The 14932-nt window shown below is 68.7% G+C and carries 11 protein-coding genes; 7 read left to right on the forward strand and 4 right to left on the reverse strand.

Annotated features, from left to right (window positions below):
• Positions 1 to 28 precede the first annotated feature (28 nt).
• The 6 genes from ABGI63_RS20245 (at position 29) to ABGI63_RS20270 (ending at position 7585) form a co-directional block, all read left to right on the forward strand.
• A complete protein-coding gene (locus ABGI63_RS20245) occupies positions 29 to 886 on the forward strand; it encodes a MipA/OmpV family protein (protein WP_349744252.1) in 858 nt (285 codons plus the stop codon).
• A gap of 45 nt (positions 887 to 931) precedes the next feature.
• Positions 932 to 1591: a response regulator gene (locus ABGI63_RS20250; protein ID WP_137943440.1), complete on the forward strand. Its 660-nt coding sequence runs from the start codon at positions 932 to 934 to the stop codon at positions 1589 to 1591.
• Positions 1588 to 2901: an ATP-binding protein gene (locus ABGI63_RS20255; protein ID WP_349744254.1), complete on the forward strand. Its 1314-nt coding sequence runs from the start codon at positions 1588 to 1590 to the stop codon at positions 2899 to 2901. The genes ABGI63_RS20250 and ABGI63_RS20255 overlap by 4 nt, the downstream gene beginning before the upstream one ends.
• 63 nt (positions 2902 to 2964) lie before the next feature.
• A complete protein-coding gene (locus tag ABGI63_RS20260; RefSeq protein ID WP_349744256.1) occupies positions 2965 to 4461 on the forward strand; it encodes a DegQ family serine endoprotease in 1497 nt (498 codons plus the stop codon).
• Between the two features lie 183 nt (positions 4462 to 4644).
• Complete coding sequence (locus ABGI63_RS20265; RefSeq protein ID WP_349744257.1) at positions 4645 to 5484, forward strand: flagellin N-terminal helical domain-containing protein; 840 nt, start codon at positions 4645 to 4647, stop codon at positions 5482 to 5484.
• Between the two features lie 184 nt (positions 5485 to 5668).
• Positions 5669 to 7585, forward strand: coding sequence for an O-linked N-acetylglucosamine transferase, SPINDLY family protein (locus tag ABGI63_RS20270; protein ID WP_349744258.1), 1917 nt, complete (start codon positions 5669 to 5671; stop codon positions 7583 to 7585).
• A gap of 31 nt (positions 7586 to 7616) precedes the next feature.
• On the opposite strand, the gene ABGI63_RS20275 is transcribed toward ABGI63_RS20270, so the two are convergent.
• Positions 7617 to 9890: a hypothetical protein gene (locus ABGI63_RS20275; RefSeq protein WP_349744259.1), complete on the reverse strand. Its 2274-nt coding sequence runs from the start codon at positions 9888 to 9890 to the stop codon at positions 7617 to 7619.
• Positions 9891 to 9985: 95 nt separating this feature from the next.
• Between ABGI63_RS20275 and ABGI63_RS20280 the strand changes: the two genes are divergently transcribed.
• Positions 9986 to 10936: a hypothetical protein gene (locus tag ABGI63_RS20280; RefSeq protein WP_349744260.1), complete on the forward strand. Its 951-nt coding sequence runs from the start codon at positions 9986 to 9988 to the stop codon at positions 10934 to 10936.
• Here the strand turns inward: ABGI63_RS20280 and ABGI63_RS20285 are convergent.
• From ABGI63_RS20285 to fliR, 3 genes are read right to left on the reverse strand one after another with little or no spacing between them, the layout of a single operon-like run.
• Entirely contained in the window at positions 10928 to 13015 is a 2088-nt protein-coding gene (locus ABGI63_RS20285) for a flagellar biosynthesis protein FlhA (RefSeq protein WP_349744261.1), read from the reverse strand. The genes ABGI63_RS20280 and ABGI63_RS20285 overlap by 9 nt on opposite strands.
• Positions 13012 to 14145, reverse strand: a complete 1134-nt coding sequence (gene flhB / locus ABGI63_RS20290; protein WP_349744262.1) for a flagellar type III secretion system protein FlhB — start codon at positions 14143 to 14145, stop codon at positions 13012 to 13014. The genes ABGI63_RS20285 and flhB overlap by 4 nt, the downstream gene beginning before the upstream one ends.
• Positions 14138 to 14926: a flagellar biosynthetic protein FliR gene (fliR, locus tag ABGI63_RS20295; protein WP_349744263.1), complete on the reverse strand. Its 789-nt coding sequence runs from the start codon at positions 14924 to 14926 to the stop codon at positions 14138 to 14140. The genes flhB and fliR overlap by 8 nt, the downstream gene beginning before the upstream one ends.
• Positions 14927 to 14932: the final 6 nt, after the last annotated feature.

Below are 14932 nucleotides of genomic sequence, written 5' to 3' on the forward strand. Positions count from 1 at the left end.
ACCACTTTCCCTACTCGACCCACCACTCATGAACAAGCCATCCAAACTCATTGCCGGCCGTCAAACCGCTGCGGCCGCCGCCCTGCTGCTGAGCCTGGGCCTGGTGCCAGCACTGTCCCATGCCCAGGCCGGCGCCGAGCCTGCCGGGGGCAACACCCTGATGCTGGGCATCGGGGTGGGCTTCGATGCCAAGTACGCCGGTGCCAAGAAGATCGAGGGCGGCGTGCTGCCCGGGATCGACTACCAGATGAGCAATGGCTTCTTCGCCAGCACCATGCGCGGCATAGGCTGGGCCGGCGAAACCGGCCCGCTGGGCTATAGCGCCTCGCTGGGGCTGCGCGGCGGCCGCAACGACAAGGACAAGAAGGGCATCTCCGGCGGCGCTAAGGAGCTCAAGGGCATGGGCGAGATCAAGACCATAGGCACGCTCAATCTGGGCCTGAGCTACAGCCTGATGGACACCGTGCAGCTGAGCGCCGGCGTGGAGCTGCCGCTCAGCAAGGGCAAGGACAAGGACATCGCCCAACTGAAGGACGCTCGCCACGGCACCGTCTTCCGGCTCGGCGCCGAGGCTGGCGTCTGGTCCGACGAGCGCAACGAACTGTCCATCGGGCTCAGCGCCAGCGCCGGTGACAAGAAGTACACGCAGGCCTTTTTTGGCGTCAGCCCGGCCCAGGCGGCGGCGAGCAAGTACGGCATCTACACGCCCAAGTCCGGCTTCCATTCGCTGGATGCCAGCGTCAGCTGGAAGTACAAGATAGACAAAAAATGGGGCGTGATGAGCTCGCTGGGCGCGACCCGCCTGCTCGGCGACGCGGCCAAGAGCCCGCTGGTGCAGCGCAAGGCCAGCCCGACCGGCATGGTGATGCTGACCTATCTGTACTGAGGGCCACCCTAAGCCCGGCCTAAGCCGGGCGTGGACAATACCGGCATGCGTTTATTGCTGGTGGAAGACGATCAGATGATTGGCGAGCAGCTGCTGGACCTGCTGCGCGCCGAGGGCTATGCGGTCGACTGGGTGCGCGATGGCGAGCAGGCCGACACGGCGCTGCAGGCCCAGGACTACGACCTGCTGCTGCTCGACCTGGGCCTGCCCCGGCGCGACGGCATGAGCGTGCTGCGCGCCTTGCGCGCGCGCAAGCAGCGCCTGCCGGTGCTGATCGCCACCGCCCGCGACGCGCTGGCGCAGCGGGTCGAGGGGCTGGACGCCGGCGCCGACGACTATGTGCTCAAGCCCTTCGAGCTCGACGAGCTGCTGGCCCGCATCCGCGCACTGCTGCGCCGCGCCAGCGGCCGCGCCGAGCCGGTCTACGAGCATCTGGGCGTCAGCCTGAATCCTGCCACCCATGAGGCCACGGTCGGCGGCCAGCCGGTCACGCTGTCGGCGCGCGAATGGGCGGTGCTGGAACCGCTGCTGGCGCGGCCGGGCCTGGTGCTGTCGCGCCAGCAGCTGGAGGAGAAGCTCTACAGCTGGAAGGACGAGGTCACGAGCAATGCGGTCGAGGTCTATATCCACGGCCTACGCAAGAAGCTCGGGCCCGGCCTGATCCAGAATGTGCGCGGCCTGGGCTATATGGTGCCCAAGCAATGAGTACGGCAAGACCTGCCCCCTCGCTGCGGCGCCGGCTGATGCTGTTCCTGCTGGGTGCCGTCAGTCTGGCGGCGCTGCTGCAGGCCTGGAGCGCCTACCGCACGGCCTTGCAGGAGGCCGACGCGATCTTTGACTACCAGATGCAGCAGATGGCGCTGTCCATCGGCGGCGCCGCGCCGCCGCGCCATCTGCCCGAGGAGCTGGAGCTGATCATCCAGGCCTGGACCGACGACGGCCTGCAGCTGTTCGCACCGGCGCCGCGGGCGCGGCTGCCGCAGCGCGCGGTGCTGGGCTTCACCACTGTCGAGTCGGAGGGCAAGCAGTACCGCGTGCTGTCGATGCAGACCGGCGGCCGGGTGGTGCAGGTGGCCCAGGAGCTGGCGGTGCGCCAGCGCCTGGCCGGGCGGCTGGCCTGGCGCACGATCACGCCCATCGCCATCGTGCTGCCGCTGCTGATGGCGGTGGTGGGCTGGGTGGTGAGCCGCTCGCTGGCGCCGGTCGAGCGGGTGCGCAAGCAGCTGGCGGCGCGGGCGGCCGAGGATTTGTCGCCGGTGGGCGAGGGCGGCCTGCCGGCCGAGATCCAGCCCATGGTGCAGGAGCTGAACTCGCTGCTGGCGCGCATGCGCCAGGCCTTCGACGCGCAGCAGCATTTCGTCGCCGACGCCGCCCATGAGCTGCGCTCGCCGCTGACCGCGCTGAAGCTGCAGCTGCAGGCCCTGCAGCGCAGCGGCGGCGAGCCCGAGCGCGCGCTGATCCAGCAGCGCCTGGGCGCCGGCATCGAGCGAGCCGGCCATCTGGTCGAGCAGCTGCTGCTGCTGGCGCGCCAGCAGGCGGTGGGCAGCGTCGAGAGGCGGCCGGTCGCGCTGGAGCCGCTGACCCGTCAGCTGATGGGCGAGCTGGCCGCCAGCGCCCAGGCCCGGCACATCGACCTGGGCTTGCTGCGGGCCGACGCGGTCAGCGTCCCGGGCCAGGCCGATGCGCTGGCCGTGCTGCTGCGCAATCTGCTGGACAACGCGCTCAAGTACACGCCCGAGGGCGGGCGGGTCGATGTGCTGCTGCTCGACGAGGGCGGCACGGCGCGGCTGCGCATCGAGGACAGCGGCCCCGGCATCGCGCCCGAGGAGCGCGAGCGCGTGTTCGATCGCTTCTATCGCAGCAGCGAGCAGCAGGCCCAGGCCAGCGGCTCCGGCCTGGGTCTGGCCATCGTCAAGTCGATTGCCGAGCGCCACGGCGCCCGGCTCGCACTGGAGCGCTCCGAGGCGCTGGGCGGGCTGCGGGTGGATGTGTTGTTCGACAAGAGCGCGCCTTAAGTGCCACCTAAGTCTTGCTTGCCATAGTGAGCCCATCGACGCTCACTTTTAGCAGGAGGCTTTATGGCAGCAGCAGAAACGATGATCCCGGCCAAGCGTTTGGTATGGGCCCTGGCGACGGCCGGACTGATAGGCGTCGGCGGCGGCGCGATCGGCGCGGCGGCCTTGCAGAAGACGGCCACGCCGCCGGCCGCAGGCGTGCAGACGCCATCCGCCCAGCCTTTCTCACCCGTTCAGGCCGCCGCGCCCGGCGCAGCCACGGGGCTGCCCGACTTTGCCCAGATCACCCAGCAAAACGGTGCGGCCGTGGTCAATATCAGCGTCACCGGCAGCGTCAAGACCAGCCGCGCCGCGCCGCAGCTGGACCCCGATGATCCCTTCTACCAGTTCTTCCGGCGCTTTCAGGTGCCGGGCCAGCCGGGCCAGGCGCGCGAGATGCCCACGCGCGGCCAGGGCTCGGGCTTCATCGTCAGCGCCGACGGCCTGATACTGACCAATGCCCATGTGGTGCGCGACGCCCAGGAGGTGATGGTCAAGCTGACCGACCGGCGCGAGTTCCCGGCCAAGGTGCTGGGCAGCGATCCCAAGACCGATGTGGCGGTGCTGAAAATCGAGGCCAAGAACCTGCCGGCGCTGAAACTGGGCAGCAGCAAGGACCTGCGCGTCGGCGAATGGGTGCTGGCGATAGGCTCGCCCTTCGGTTTCGAGAACAGCGTCAGCGCCGGCGTCGTCAGCGCCAAGGGCCGGGCCCTGCCCGACGAGACCTTTGTGCCCTTCATCCAGACCGATGTGGCGGTCAACCCCGGCAACTCGGGCGGCCCGCTGTTCAACGCCCGCGGTGAGGTGGTCGGCATCAACTCGCAGATCTACAGCCAGTCGGGCGGCTACCAGGGCATCTCGTTTGCGATCCCTATCGAGGTGGCGACCCGGGTGCAGCAGCAGATCCAGGGCGGCGGCCGCGCCCGCCATGCGCGTCTGGGCGTGACCATCCAGGATGTGAACCAGAGCTTTGCCGACTCCTTCAGGCTCGAGCGCCCGGCCGGGGCCCTGGTGGCCGGGGTCGAGGCCGGCGGCCCGGCGGCCCAGGCCGGGCTGCGCTCCGGCGATGTGGTGCTGAAGTTCAACGATCAGCCCATCGTCGCCTCCAGCGATCTGCCGGCCCTGCTGGGCCAGGCCACGCCGGGCGAGACCGCCACGCTGGAAATCTGGCGCCAGGGCAAGCGCGAGCAGCTCAAGGCCAAGCTCGGCGAAGCCGGCGAGCCGCAGCAGGCCAGGGCCGAAGACGAGCAGGCCACGCCGGCCGGCAAGCTGGGGTTGGCGCTGCGCCCGCTGCAGCAGGGCGAGCGCCGCGGTGCCGAGGGCGGCCTGGTGGTGCAGGACGCCGGCGGTGCGGCGGCCCGCGCCGGCGTGCGGCCCGGCGATGTGCTGCTGGCGATCAACGGCACGCCGGTCAGCTCGGTCGAGCAGGTCCGCGAGGTGGTGGCCGCCGCCGATAAATCGGTGGCCCTGCTGGTGCAGCGCGGGCCGGAGAAGATCTTCGTGCCGGTGCGCATCGGCTGATTCCTGGTGCCCATGGGCGGCTTTGTGTGAACAAAGTCGCGCAGCGAAGCCCGCTTTGGCGGGTTTCGCTTTTTTTGCTTCAGCGATTTAAGTCCGCCGGCGCGGCTGCCGCCTTGTACCGGTGAGGGCAGAAGTTCCTGCCCGCCAACGAAGACACAACCCTTCTTCTGGAGTGAAAACATCATGTTGAGCCTGCACACCAACGCCGCCGCCCTGTCCACCCAAAGCTCGCTGGGCAGCACCCAACGCGCCCTGACCACCTCGATGAGCCGTCTGGGCACCGGCCTGCGCGTCAACTCCGCGATGGACGATGCCGCCGGCCTGCAGATCGCCACCCGCCTGAACGCCCAGACCCGCGGCATGGCCGTGGCCCAGCGCAACACGCAAAACGGCATCTCGATGCTGCAGACCGCCGAAGGCGCTCTGAATGAAGTCAGCAACATCGTGCTGCGCATGAAGGACCTGGCCACGGAAGCCTCGAACGCCACCTCCAACGCCGACGACAAGACCGCGATGGACAAGGAGTTCCAGGCGCTGAGCTCCGAGCTGAACAACATCATGTCCAACACCAAGTTCGGTGGCCAGGCTCTGTTCAGCGGCGCCGGTGCGACGCTGGCCGCAGCCGCCTCGTTCCAGATCGGTTCGGACGCTGCCGAGGTCTATGCCTTCAATTCGTCGGCCTCGCTGTCCGCCGCGACCGGCGCTCAAGCCACGCTGACCGGCGGCAATGTGTCGACCGCCGGCACCGCCACGACGGCCATCACCAATGCCAACACGATGCTGGACAAGATCGGTGCACTGCGCGCCGAGCTGGGCGCCGGTGCCAACCGCCTGGACCACGTCTACAACAACTTGCAGAACATGAAGACCAATGTGTCGCAAGCCAAGGGCCGCATCATGGACGTCGACTACGCGACGGAGACCTCCAACATGACGACCAAGCAGATGCTGATGCAAGCCTCGTCGTCGATGCTCAAGCAGAGCAACAGCATGTCCGGCATGGTCATGTCGCTGCTGCAGTAATTGCCGCAGTTGCCGTGACGGCGGCGGTCCGCGCACCGCCGCATCGAAAGCCAGGCTTGTGCCTGGCTTTTTTTATGGGGTCGGCGTGACAAGCCGCACGTCAGCAAGGCCTGCCTCGGCCGGAGTCGGTCCGGATCTTTCTAGAATTTCGCGTCAACAACGCGCACGCGCAGGACGGGATCGCATGAGCAGTTTCCAGCAGACCCTCAGGGCCAAGCAGTACCGTGAGGCCGGCCACCGCGCGATGACGCGCCAGCAGTGGAGCGATGCCGCGCGCGAGTTCGGGCGCGCCCTTCACCAGCTGCCCAAGGACAGCCAGCTGTGGCTGTCGATGGTGCAGGCCCAGATGGCGATGAACGATCTGGCCGGCGCCCAGCAAAGCGCCGAACGCCTGGTCGAGCTCGAGCCCCACAGCCTGGCCGCGGTCAAGCTGCTGGCCGAATGCCTGCGCAAGCGCGGCCGCAGCGACGAGCTGCTGGCGGCCTGTGCCCGCTTGCCCGCCCAGGTGCCGCGCGACGAGGAATTGCTGATGATGCAGGCCGAGGCGCTGCTGTTCACGCCGCGCATGGCCGAGGCCGTGCCGCTGCTGACCCAGGCCCTGCAGCTCAATATCAAGAACAGCCTGGCCCATTTCCAGCTGGGCCTGGTGCTCAAGGACCTGAACATGGCCAGCCAGGCCGCCGTCTGTTTCGAGACCGCGGTGCTGACGGCCCAGAACGTGCGTCCCGATGTGCGCGCGCTGGCGCTGTCGCGCCTGGTGTTCCAGCTCGCCCTGATCTGCGACTGGCCCCAGCTGCAGCGCCACAAGAACACCATGCTCGACGAGCTGTCCCAGGGCAGCGATGCGGCGGTGCTGGAGATTGCCCCGTTCACGCTGCTGGCGCTGGAGAGCAGCGCGCAGCAGCAGCTGCGGGTCGGGCAGCTGCGCTGCGCCGCGCTGGGCCGCTCGATCGAGCCGCTGGCGCCGCGCGGCGCGCGCCGGCCGGGGCGGCTGCGCATCGGCTATCTGTCGTCCGACTTCTTCATGCATGCGACGGCCATCCTGATGACCGAGCTGCTGGAGCTCCGTGATCGCGAGCGCTTCGAGGTCTTTCTGTACTGCCACAGCCCCGAGGACGGCTCACCCGAGCAGCTGCGCCTGCGTGCCGCGGCCGACCATTTCCGCAGCGTCAAGAGCCTGGCCGATGTCGAGGTCGCGCGCCTGATGCGCGAGGACGATATCGACATCGTCATTGACCTGAAGGGCCATACGCACAACAGCCGCATGCACATCCTGGGCTACCGCCCGGCGCCGGTGCAGGTGAGCTATCTGGGCTATCCGGGCTCGACCGGCGCGGCCTTCATCGACTATGTGGTCGGTGATGCGGCCGTCACGCCGCTGGCCCATGCGCCGAGCTATAGCGAGCGCATCGCCCAGATGCCGCACAGCTACCAGCCCAACGACAGCCGCCGCGCGCTGCCGACCAAGCCGCCGCGCGCGCTGCTGGGCCTGCCCGAGGACGCCCTGGTGCTGAGCTGCTTCAATCAGAGCTACAAGATCACGGCCGAGATGGCCGATCTGTGGGCCCAGATCCTGAAATCCGTGCCCCAGGCCGTGCTGTGGCTGCTGGCCTGGAACGAGGCCGCCCAGCGCAATCTGAGCAAGGAGATGGTCGCACGCGGCATCGATGCGAGCCGCTTGCTGTTCTCGCCGCTGATCGGCAGCAATGACAATCTGGCCCGGCTGCAATGTGCCGACCTGGTGCTCGACACCTGGCCTTGCAACGCCCACACCACGGCCAGCGAGGCCTTGTGGGCCGGCGTGCCGGTGCTGACCGTGCCGGGCGAGACCTTTGCTTCCCGCGTCGCCGCCAGCCTGGTGCAGGCCTGCGAGCTGCCGGACTTTGTCTGCGCCAGCCCGCAAGCCTATGTCGACAAGGCGGTCAGTCTGCTGACCGGGCTGGACGAGCTGCGCGCCGCCCAGGCCCATCTGCGCGAGCAGCGCATGCGCCTGCCGCTGTTCGACAGCCGCCGCTACACCCGTGACTTCGAGGCCTTGCTGCTGCGCATGTGGGAGCGCCACGAGGCCGGGCTGGCGCCCGCGCCGCTGAGCGCCGCCTGAACCGGACCGGGCCGCCCCGGCCGTCGCGTCCTCAGGCCATCGCCGCTGCGCCCAGCAGCGCCTCGAGCTGGCGGCGGAACTGCGGCCAGGAGAATTGCGCGTCGTAGTAGGCGCGCGCCTGCTGCGCCGGCGCTGCGGCGGCGGCGCTGTGCTCGCGCAGCAGCGCCGCCAGTTGCTCCGGGCCGGCCCAGCCCAGCTCGCGCCCGGCGTAGACGCTGAAGTTCTCGACCAGGGAGCCGGCCTCCATGCCGGAGAAGAACAGCACCGGCAGGCCGGCGCCCTGGGCCTCGATCGCCGCGCGTCCGCCGCCCACCGGCGCCGAGCCGATGTAGAAGGCGGCGTCCGGCAGCGCCAGCAGGGCTTGCCACAGCGAGGGCACCAGACCCAGCGGCACGAAGCGGGCCGGGTCGATGTGCTGCGCCCGCAGCTGGCTGCGCACAAAGGCAATCCAGCTGTCGTCCAGCGGGCCGATGAAATAGAACTCGCCGTCGACCGCGCTCAGCGCGGCAGTGACGATCTTGTGCAGCGCGAACTCGCCGGTCTGCACGAACTTGCCCGGCCGGCCCGAGGTGACCACCGAGCGGCGCTGGCCGGCGGCGGGCAGCGGGCGGCAGCCCTGGTCGGCGACATAGAGTGGCAGCAGCTGGACCGGCTGCTCGAGCTGGCCGCCGCAGGTCTGGGCCAGCATCTCGGACAGGTCGGCATGGGCCACGCCGGCCAGCGTGCAGCCCAGGCTGGGGTTGTGGTCGCAGTGGTGGATCAGGGTCTTGCCGGCGCTGGGGTGCCACAGCGTGCCGACAAAGGCGACCGGGTCCTGGTGATGCTGCAGATAGACGATCTGGGCCAGCGGCAGGCCGGCGGCGATGCGGGCCAGCGCGCGGCTCTTGTCCCAGAGCGTGGGCTCGGACAGGCAGATCACCTCGATGCCCTCGAAGCGCTCGCGTATCCAGCGCATCTTGGGTCCGTCATTCTGGTAGGTCGAGAACAGATCGGTCAGCACGATGACCGGCCGCTTGACCGCGCGGGCGATATCTTCCAGCACCTTGGTATGGCCGCCGACCTGGAACAGCTCGGTCGCGACGATCAGCGTCACATCGGCCGGCTCGGCGCGCGATGATGCAGCGCCGGGCTTGGTGCCCAGCGCGCGCGTCAGGCGCTCGATCTGGCGGTCGAAATCGGGGTAGTAGAGCCCATGGTGGGCCACGCCGGGCAGACAGAAATGCTGGTGCACGGCCAGCGCGATGATGTTCAGCGCCTCGTCGTGGCGGCCGGCGTCGATCTGGCGGCCGGCCTTGTCGGCGGCATCGTCCAGGTACTGGAACAGCGGTGCCGGCTTGCGGCCCGGGCGGTTCGGCAGCAGCGGGGCCGCACCGCCCGGCGCCGCGCCAAAACCCAGCGCCAGGTCCTGGGCGGTCTGGCCGATGGCGCCCTGGCTGTGCACCTGCCACAAGCCGGCCGCGAAGCCCAGCGCATCGGCATACTGCTCCACCGGGTCGGTCTGCCTGAAGCGCTCGAGCTGGGCGTAAAGCCTGGCGTAGAAGTCCGGCGTGCCGAAGTCCTGACCGAACAGGCGCTCGAGGTCCTGCTCGTCGAACCAGCCGATGCTGTCCTCATAGGCGGCCGGCGGCTGGCTTGCCGCACGCCGCTCGGACAGTACCGGCGTGCCCAGCGACTGGCACAGAAAGGCCCGCACCTGCTCGAAGCGGGCGCTCTCGTAGAAGGGCACATTGACGACGGCCTTGGCCTCGCGGATCAGCGCGTCGCGCTCGGCGCCGTAGAGCGGGAAGGGCGCCACCATCACCCGGCGGCCGCAGGCCTCGATGCGCTTGAGCAAGCCGGCGCGGCGCTCGTTCATGCTGCCGAAGAACAGCAGATCGATAGGCCGCTGTTCCAGCGGCGCGACATCGTCCTGCGCCATATAGGGCGCGTACTGGAAGGAGGTGATCGGGATGTCGTCCGGATAGTCGCTGCACTGCGGCGGATTGGCCGGGTCGTAGTCGATCACCGCCGAGTTGCGCAGCAGCTGCAGATAGGCGGCCGGCAGGCGCGCGCCCTCGCGGCCGAGCTGCTCCAGATTGACGAAGATGCAGCTGTAGGCCTGGCACAGCCGGATGTCAAAACCCAGATGGGCACCGAACACCAGGTTGACCGCGCCATGGCGCAGCTGGTTGCGTTCCATGCTGACCTCGGCACCGAAGCGCTGGAACTGGAACTGGAAGTAGATGGCCGGGTCCAGCAAGGCGTCGCCATGAGCATAGCCGGGTGGGTGGATCAGGCAGATATGGATGGCGGGCAGGGCGCTCATAGCGTCTCGACAGGGATGGGTTTGAGGTCCGGCGGGAGCCGGCGTTTAATTGTTTGGCGATCCAGGTCGCCTTTAATGGGGTACAGGACACCCAGATGACGCTGCCCAACTCCGCCATTGCCGCCGTCGCCGCCATCAGCACCATTCGCCCGGTGCTGAGCTGGCATGCCGACACGGCGATGCCGCCGCGCCAGGTCGGCGAGCTGCTGCGTCTGCTGGTCGAGCAGGACGCCCAAGGGCAGCTGCTGGGGCAGCACGGCAGCGGCTTGCTGCTGCGCCTGCCGCCAGGCACGGCGATGCCCGGTGACCAGCTGCTGTTGCGGGTGCTGTCCACCCAGCCCAAGCTGGAGCTGGCCCTGATCGAACACCGGCCGCAGCGCCCGGCCGGCGATAGCGCCACCGCCGAGGGCGAGATGGCCGCGCTGCGCAGCGATCAGGCCTGGCAGCTGCAGCTGCGCCTGCCCTCCTCGCTGAGCCCGGCGGCCTTGGCCATGCAGTGGCGCAGCCGGGTGCTGGCCGATGCCTCGCGCTTGGGTCTGCCCGGCCCGGTCGCCGAACCGGCGCAGACACAGGGCTTGCAGCTGCCGCCGACCCAGGTGCTGGGCTGGAATGCCCAGGCCTTGTTGCTGCGCCTGATCCAGGCGCCACCGCAGGGCTGGCTGCCGGACGGCGGCGACGAGGCCGGCGAGCCTGCGGAAGCCGGCGATGGCGTGCTGGCGCTGACGGTGCAGCTGAGCTTGCAGGGCGGCTGGGTTCAGCTGCTGCTGAAATGGCAGCAAGGCCTGTGGCTGCAGCTGTCGGCGGAGAAGCCGCCCACCCTTCAGGCCTTGCGCGCGCTGATGCCGCGCATCGCGGCGGCACTGGCGGGCGTGCCGCTGGCACTGCGCCACTGCCAGCTGAGCAGCCGGCTGATCGCGGTCAACGCGCCCCGCGCCGGCACCCAGACGCTCCATGGCGCGCAGGGCTCCAGCGGCCCGCTGTTCCGGGCCGCCGCCGAGATCGTCTGGGTGCTGCAGCATGCGGATGCGCCGAACAGCTCAGCCTAGCGAGCCGATCACCGCGATCTCGCGCTGCTCGGGCACTTCGTTGTAGGACAGCACGGCCAGGCCGGGCGCGAACAGCTTGGCATAGCGCGCCAGCAGCGGGCGGATCTGCGGCATCACCAGCAGCACCGGGGCGGCGCCCTGGCCCTTCATCTGGTCGCGCGCCATCGGCATGTGCTGCTGCAGCTGGCCCAGCAGCTGCGGGTCGACCGGATAGCTGTCGAGCTGCACCTTGGCGCCGCCCTGGCGGGCCTGGTTCAGCGCGCCCAGCAGCAGGTTCTCGAGCTCGGCGCCGATATTGAAGACGCGCATGGCCCCGACCGGGCCGCACAGCTGGGTCACGATCTGGCGCTTCAGCGCGCAGCGCACCTCGGCGGCCAGCAGGATAGCGTCCTTGGTGGCCTCGGCGTTCTCGACCAGGGTGCTGGCGATGCTGACGATGTCCTTGATCGACACGCTCTCGGCCAGCAGCAGGCGCAGGATCTTCAGCAGCTGGCTGTGGCCATAGGCCTTGTCCAGCGCGGCGGCCAGCTTCGGGCTCAGCGCGCTCAGGCGTTCCAGCAGCGCCGAGACATCGTCGAAGCGCAGCAGCTCGGGCAGTTGCTCGCGCACCAGCTTGGAGAGGTGGGTGGCAATCGTGCTGGGCACGTCGACCACCTGGTAGCCCAGGCCCAGCGCATGGGCCTTGTGCTGCGGCTCGATCCAGATCACCGGCAGGCCGTAGGCCGGGTCGGCACCGGGCACGCCGTCGAGTTCGCCATAGACCTGGGCCGAGGCGATCGCCATCAGCCGGTCGGGATGGACCTCGGCCTGGGCGATCACGCTGCCGCCCAGCAGCACCGCGTACTGGCTGGGCTTGAGCGAGAGATCGTCGCGCACCGAGATCGGCGGCAGCAGCAGGCCCAGGGTCTCGCTGAGGCTTTGGCGCATGCCCTTGACGCGCTGCTGCAGCGGGGCGCCGTTCTCGGGGTTGATCAGGCCGACCAGCTTGTAGCCCAGGCTGACCGACAGCGGCTCGACCACCGGCAGCGCGCGCCAGTCCAGCTCGGGTGGCGCACCGGTCAGCAGCGCCGCCTCGATGGGCGCGGCCGGTTTGATCGCCTCGCCGGCGCGTTGGGCCATGCGCCAGCCCACATAGGCCAGCGCGGCGGCAAAGCTCAGGAAGGCGAAGGTGGGCATGCCCGGGATCACGGCCAGGGCCACCATCACCGCGGCCGCGCTGTAGAGCACGGTCGGCGAGGCCAGCAGTTGCTCGCCGATCTGGTTTTCCATGTCGCCGGCGTCGCTGACGCGGGTGACGATGATGGCCGCCGCAGCCGACAGCAGCAGCGCCGGGATCTGGGAGACCAGGCCGTCGCCGATGGTCAGCAGCGCATAGGTGCGGAAGGCATCACCCAGGCTCAGATCGTGCATGAAGGCGCCGATCGCGACGCCGCCGACCATATTGATGATCAGGATCAGGATCGATGCGATCGCGTCGCCGCGCACGAACTTGCTGGCGCCGTCCATCGCGCCATAGAAGTCGGCCTCCGAGCCGACATCCTTGCGGCGCTTCTGCGCCTGCTCCTGGTTGATCAGGCCGGCGTTCAGGTCGGCGTCGATCGCCATCTGCTTGCCGGGCAGGGCGTCCAAGGTGAAGCGGGCCGAAACCTCGGAGATGCGCTCCGCACCCTTGGTGACGACGATGAAGTTCACCACCATCAGGATCACGAAGACGACGATGCCGACGACGAAGTTGCCGCCGATCACGACATTGCCGAAGCTCTCGATCACCTGGCCGGCCGCATGCGTGCCCTCGTGGCCATGCAGCAGCACGACGCGGGTCGAAGCCACGTTCAGCGACAGCCGCATCAGCGTGGTCGCCAGGATGATGCTGGGGAAGACCGCGAAGTCCAGCGGGCGCTTGCTGTTGACACTGACCAGTATCACGACGATGGCCAGCACAATGTTGAACGTGAACAGCACGTCCAGCAGCACCGGCGGCAGCGGCAGTATCACCATGGCCAGGATGGCCATCAGGAACAGCGGCGCGGCGACGCGGTACTCGCGCATCAGGGCGCTCAGGCGTTGCATGGGATTCATGAGGGGTCAGACAAATGAGTGGGCACCGCCAGGTCGGCGGGCAAATGGGGCGCGCTCTTGCGCGCGCCCGACCTGAAGGCCTTGAGCTGCATCACATAGCTCAGCACCTGGGCGACGGCCTGGTACAGCGAGGCGGGAATCTGCTGCTGCACCTGGGAACTGTTGTAGATCGCGCGGGCCAGCGGCGGCAAGGTCAGGATCTGCACCTGGTGCTGCTTGGCGATCTCGCGGATGTAGAAGGCCATCTCGTCGACGCCCTTGGCGAGCAGGAAGGGAGCCTCGGCGCGCTTGTCGTCGTAACGCAGCGCCACCGCGTAATGCTCGGGGTTGACGATCACGACATCGGCCTCGGGCACGGCCTGGCGCACGCCGCGCCGCGCCAGCTGCTGCTGCAGCTGGCGGATGCGCTGGCGCACCTCGGGCCGGCCCTCGTTCTGCTTGTGTTCTTCCTTCAGGTCCTGCTTGCTCATGCGCTGGCCCTTCAGGAAGAAGAAGAGCTGCAGCGGCGCGTCCAGCAGTGCGAACATGGCCAGCAGGGCGGCCATCACCATCAGGCTGTCCATGCTCAGCGCGGCGCCATGGATCAGGGCCTGATCCAGGCTCTGGCCCTGCAGCGCGACATAGGCGCCGGCCAGGCTGCGGCTCAGATAGACCAGGGCGCTGAGCAGGCAGATCACCTTCAGTATCGAGATGCCCAGATCGCTGTAGTGCTTGGCGCTGAAGAGCCGGCCCAGATTGCTGACCGGGCTGAGCCGGCTCAGCTTGGGCGCCCAGTTGGAGGTGGCGAAGATCAGGCCGCCGGGCATCAGCGAGGCCAGCATCAGCGTCAGCGGCAGCAGCAGCAGCGGGGCCACCATCTTCAGCAGCAGCAGCAGGCAGGCGCCGAAGGCGGCCGACCAGACATTGTCCTGCGCGCCGTCCAGGTCCAGCGGCGCGAAGGCCAGCTTGAACAGCATGTCGAAATCGTCCAGGTACATGGGCATGCACAGCAGCAGCAGCTTGAAGCTCAGCAGAATGCCCACCGCCATCGGCAGATCCTTGGAGCGTGCGACCTGGCCCTGCTCGCGAGCCTTCTTCAGCTTCTGTTCTGAGGGCTTTTCGCTCTTGTCGGCGCTGCTGGACTCAGACATGGCCGGCCCCCGACTTCAGGCCGCGGTCAATCATGTCCAGCACCTGCTGGGTCATGCGCAGATAGTGGGCCGGCACATGGGCCAGGATCTGGCTCAGCATGAAGAGGCCGAACAAGGTCACCAGCGAGAAGCCCAGTGAGAACAGGTTCAGGCTGGGCGCGACGCGGTTCAGCAGGCCCAGGCCCATCTGCACCACCAGGGTCGAGAAGATCACCGGCAGCGCCAGCAGCAGCGCGGCGGAGAACACCCAGGCCAGGTTGTAGGCCACCGTGTCCATATTGAGCCCGGCGATGCCGGAACCGACCGGCCAGACCTTGAAGCTGCCGCCCAGCACCTGGACGAAGAGCAGGTGGCCGTCGACGGTGAAGAACACCAGCATGCACAACATGCTCAGCAGCGCGGTGATGACATCGGAGGACGAGCCGTTCATCGGGTCGTTCATCACCGCCATCGACAGGCCCAGCTGCGAGGACAGCAAGAAGCCCAGCACGGTGATCACCGCCATCGCCAGATGGAAGGCCAGGCCCAGCACGAAACCCAGCAGCGCCTGCTCGGCGGCAGCCAGCACGCCGGCCATCGACCAGGGATCGACGCTCAGCGCGGTGGCCTGCGAGATCGGCATCAGCACGACGGCCAGCGCCAGCGACAGCAGCACCCGCGCGCTGATCGGCACCATGGCCTCACCGATCATCGGCGCCGCGCTGAGCATGGCCATGACCCGGCAGAACGGCCACCACAGCGCGCTCAGCAGGGTCACAAGCTGGGCAAACTCAAGCTCCATGGGACG

The sequence above is a fragment of the Roseateles cavernae genome, from assembly GCF_040187885.1.
Lineage (GTDB): Bacteria > Pseudomonadota > Gammaproteobacteria > Burkholderiales > Burkholderiaceae_C > Roseateles_E > Roseateles_E cavernae.

Coding starts and splice junctions, on each gene's coding strand:
- ABGI63_RS20245 (WP_349744252.1), top strand. CDS start 29: ATGAACAAGCCATCCAAACTCATTGCCGGCCGTCAAACCGCTGCGGCC.
- ABGI63_RS20250 (WP_137943440.1), top strand. CDS start 932: ATGCGTTTATTGCTGGTGGAAGACGATCAGATGATTGGCGAGCAGCTG.
- ABGI63_RS20255 (WP_349744254.1), top strand. CDS start 1,588: ATGAGTACGGCAAGACCTGCCCCCTCGCTGCGGCGCCGGCTGATGCTG.
- ABGI63_RS20260 (WP_349744256.1), top strand. CDS start 2,965: ATGGCAGCAGCAGAAACGATGATCCCGGCCAAGCGTTTGGTATGGGCC.
- ABGI63_RS20265 (WP_349744257.1), top strand. CDS start 4,645: ATGTTGAGCCTGCACACCAACGCCGCCGCCCTGTCCACCCAAAGCTCG.
- ABGI63_RS20270 (WP_349744258.1), top strand. CDS start 5,669: ATGAGCAGTTTCCAGCAGACCCTCAGGGCCAAGCAGTACCGTGAGGCC.
- ABGI63_RS20275 (WP_349744259.1), bottom strand. CDS start 9,890: ATGAGCGCCCTGCCCGCCATCCATATCTGCCTGATCCACCCACCCGGC.
- ABGI63_RS20280 (WP_349744260.1), top strand. CDS start 9,986: ATGACGCTGCCCAACTCCGCCATTGCCGCCGTCGCCGCCATCAGCACC.
- ABGI63_RS20285 (WP_349744261.1), bottom strand. CDS start 13,015: ATGAATCCCATGCAACGCCTGAGCGCCCTGATGCGCGAGTACCGCGTC.
- flhB (WP_349744262.1), bottom strand. CDS start 14,145: ATGTCTGAGTCCAGCAGCGCCGACAAGAGCGAAAAGCCCTCAGAACAG.
- fliR (WP_349744263.1), bottom strand. CDS start 14,926: ATGGAGCTTGAGTTTGCCCAGCTTGTGACCCTGCTGAGCGCGCTGTGG.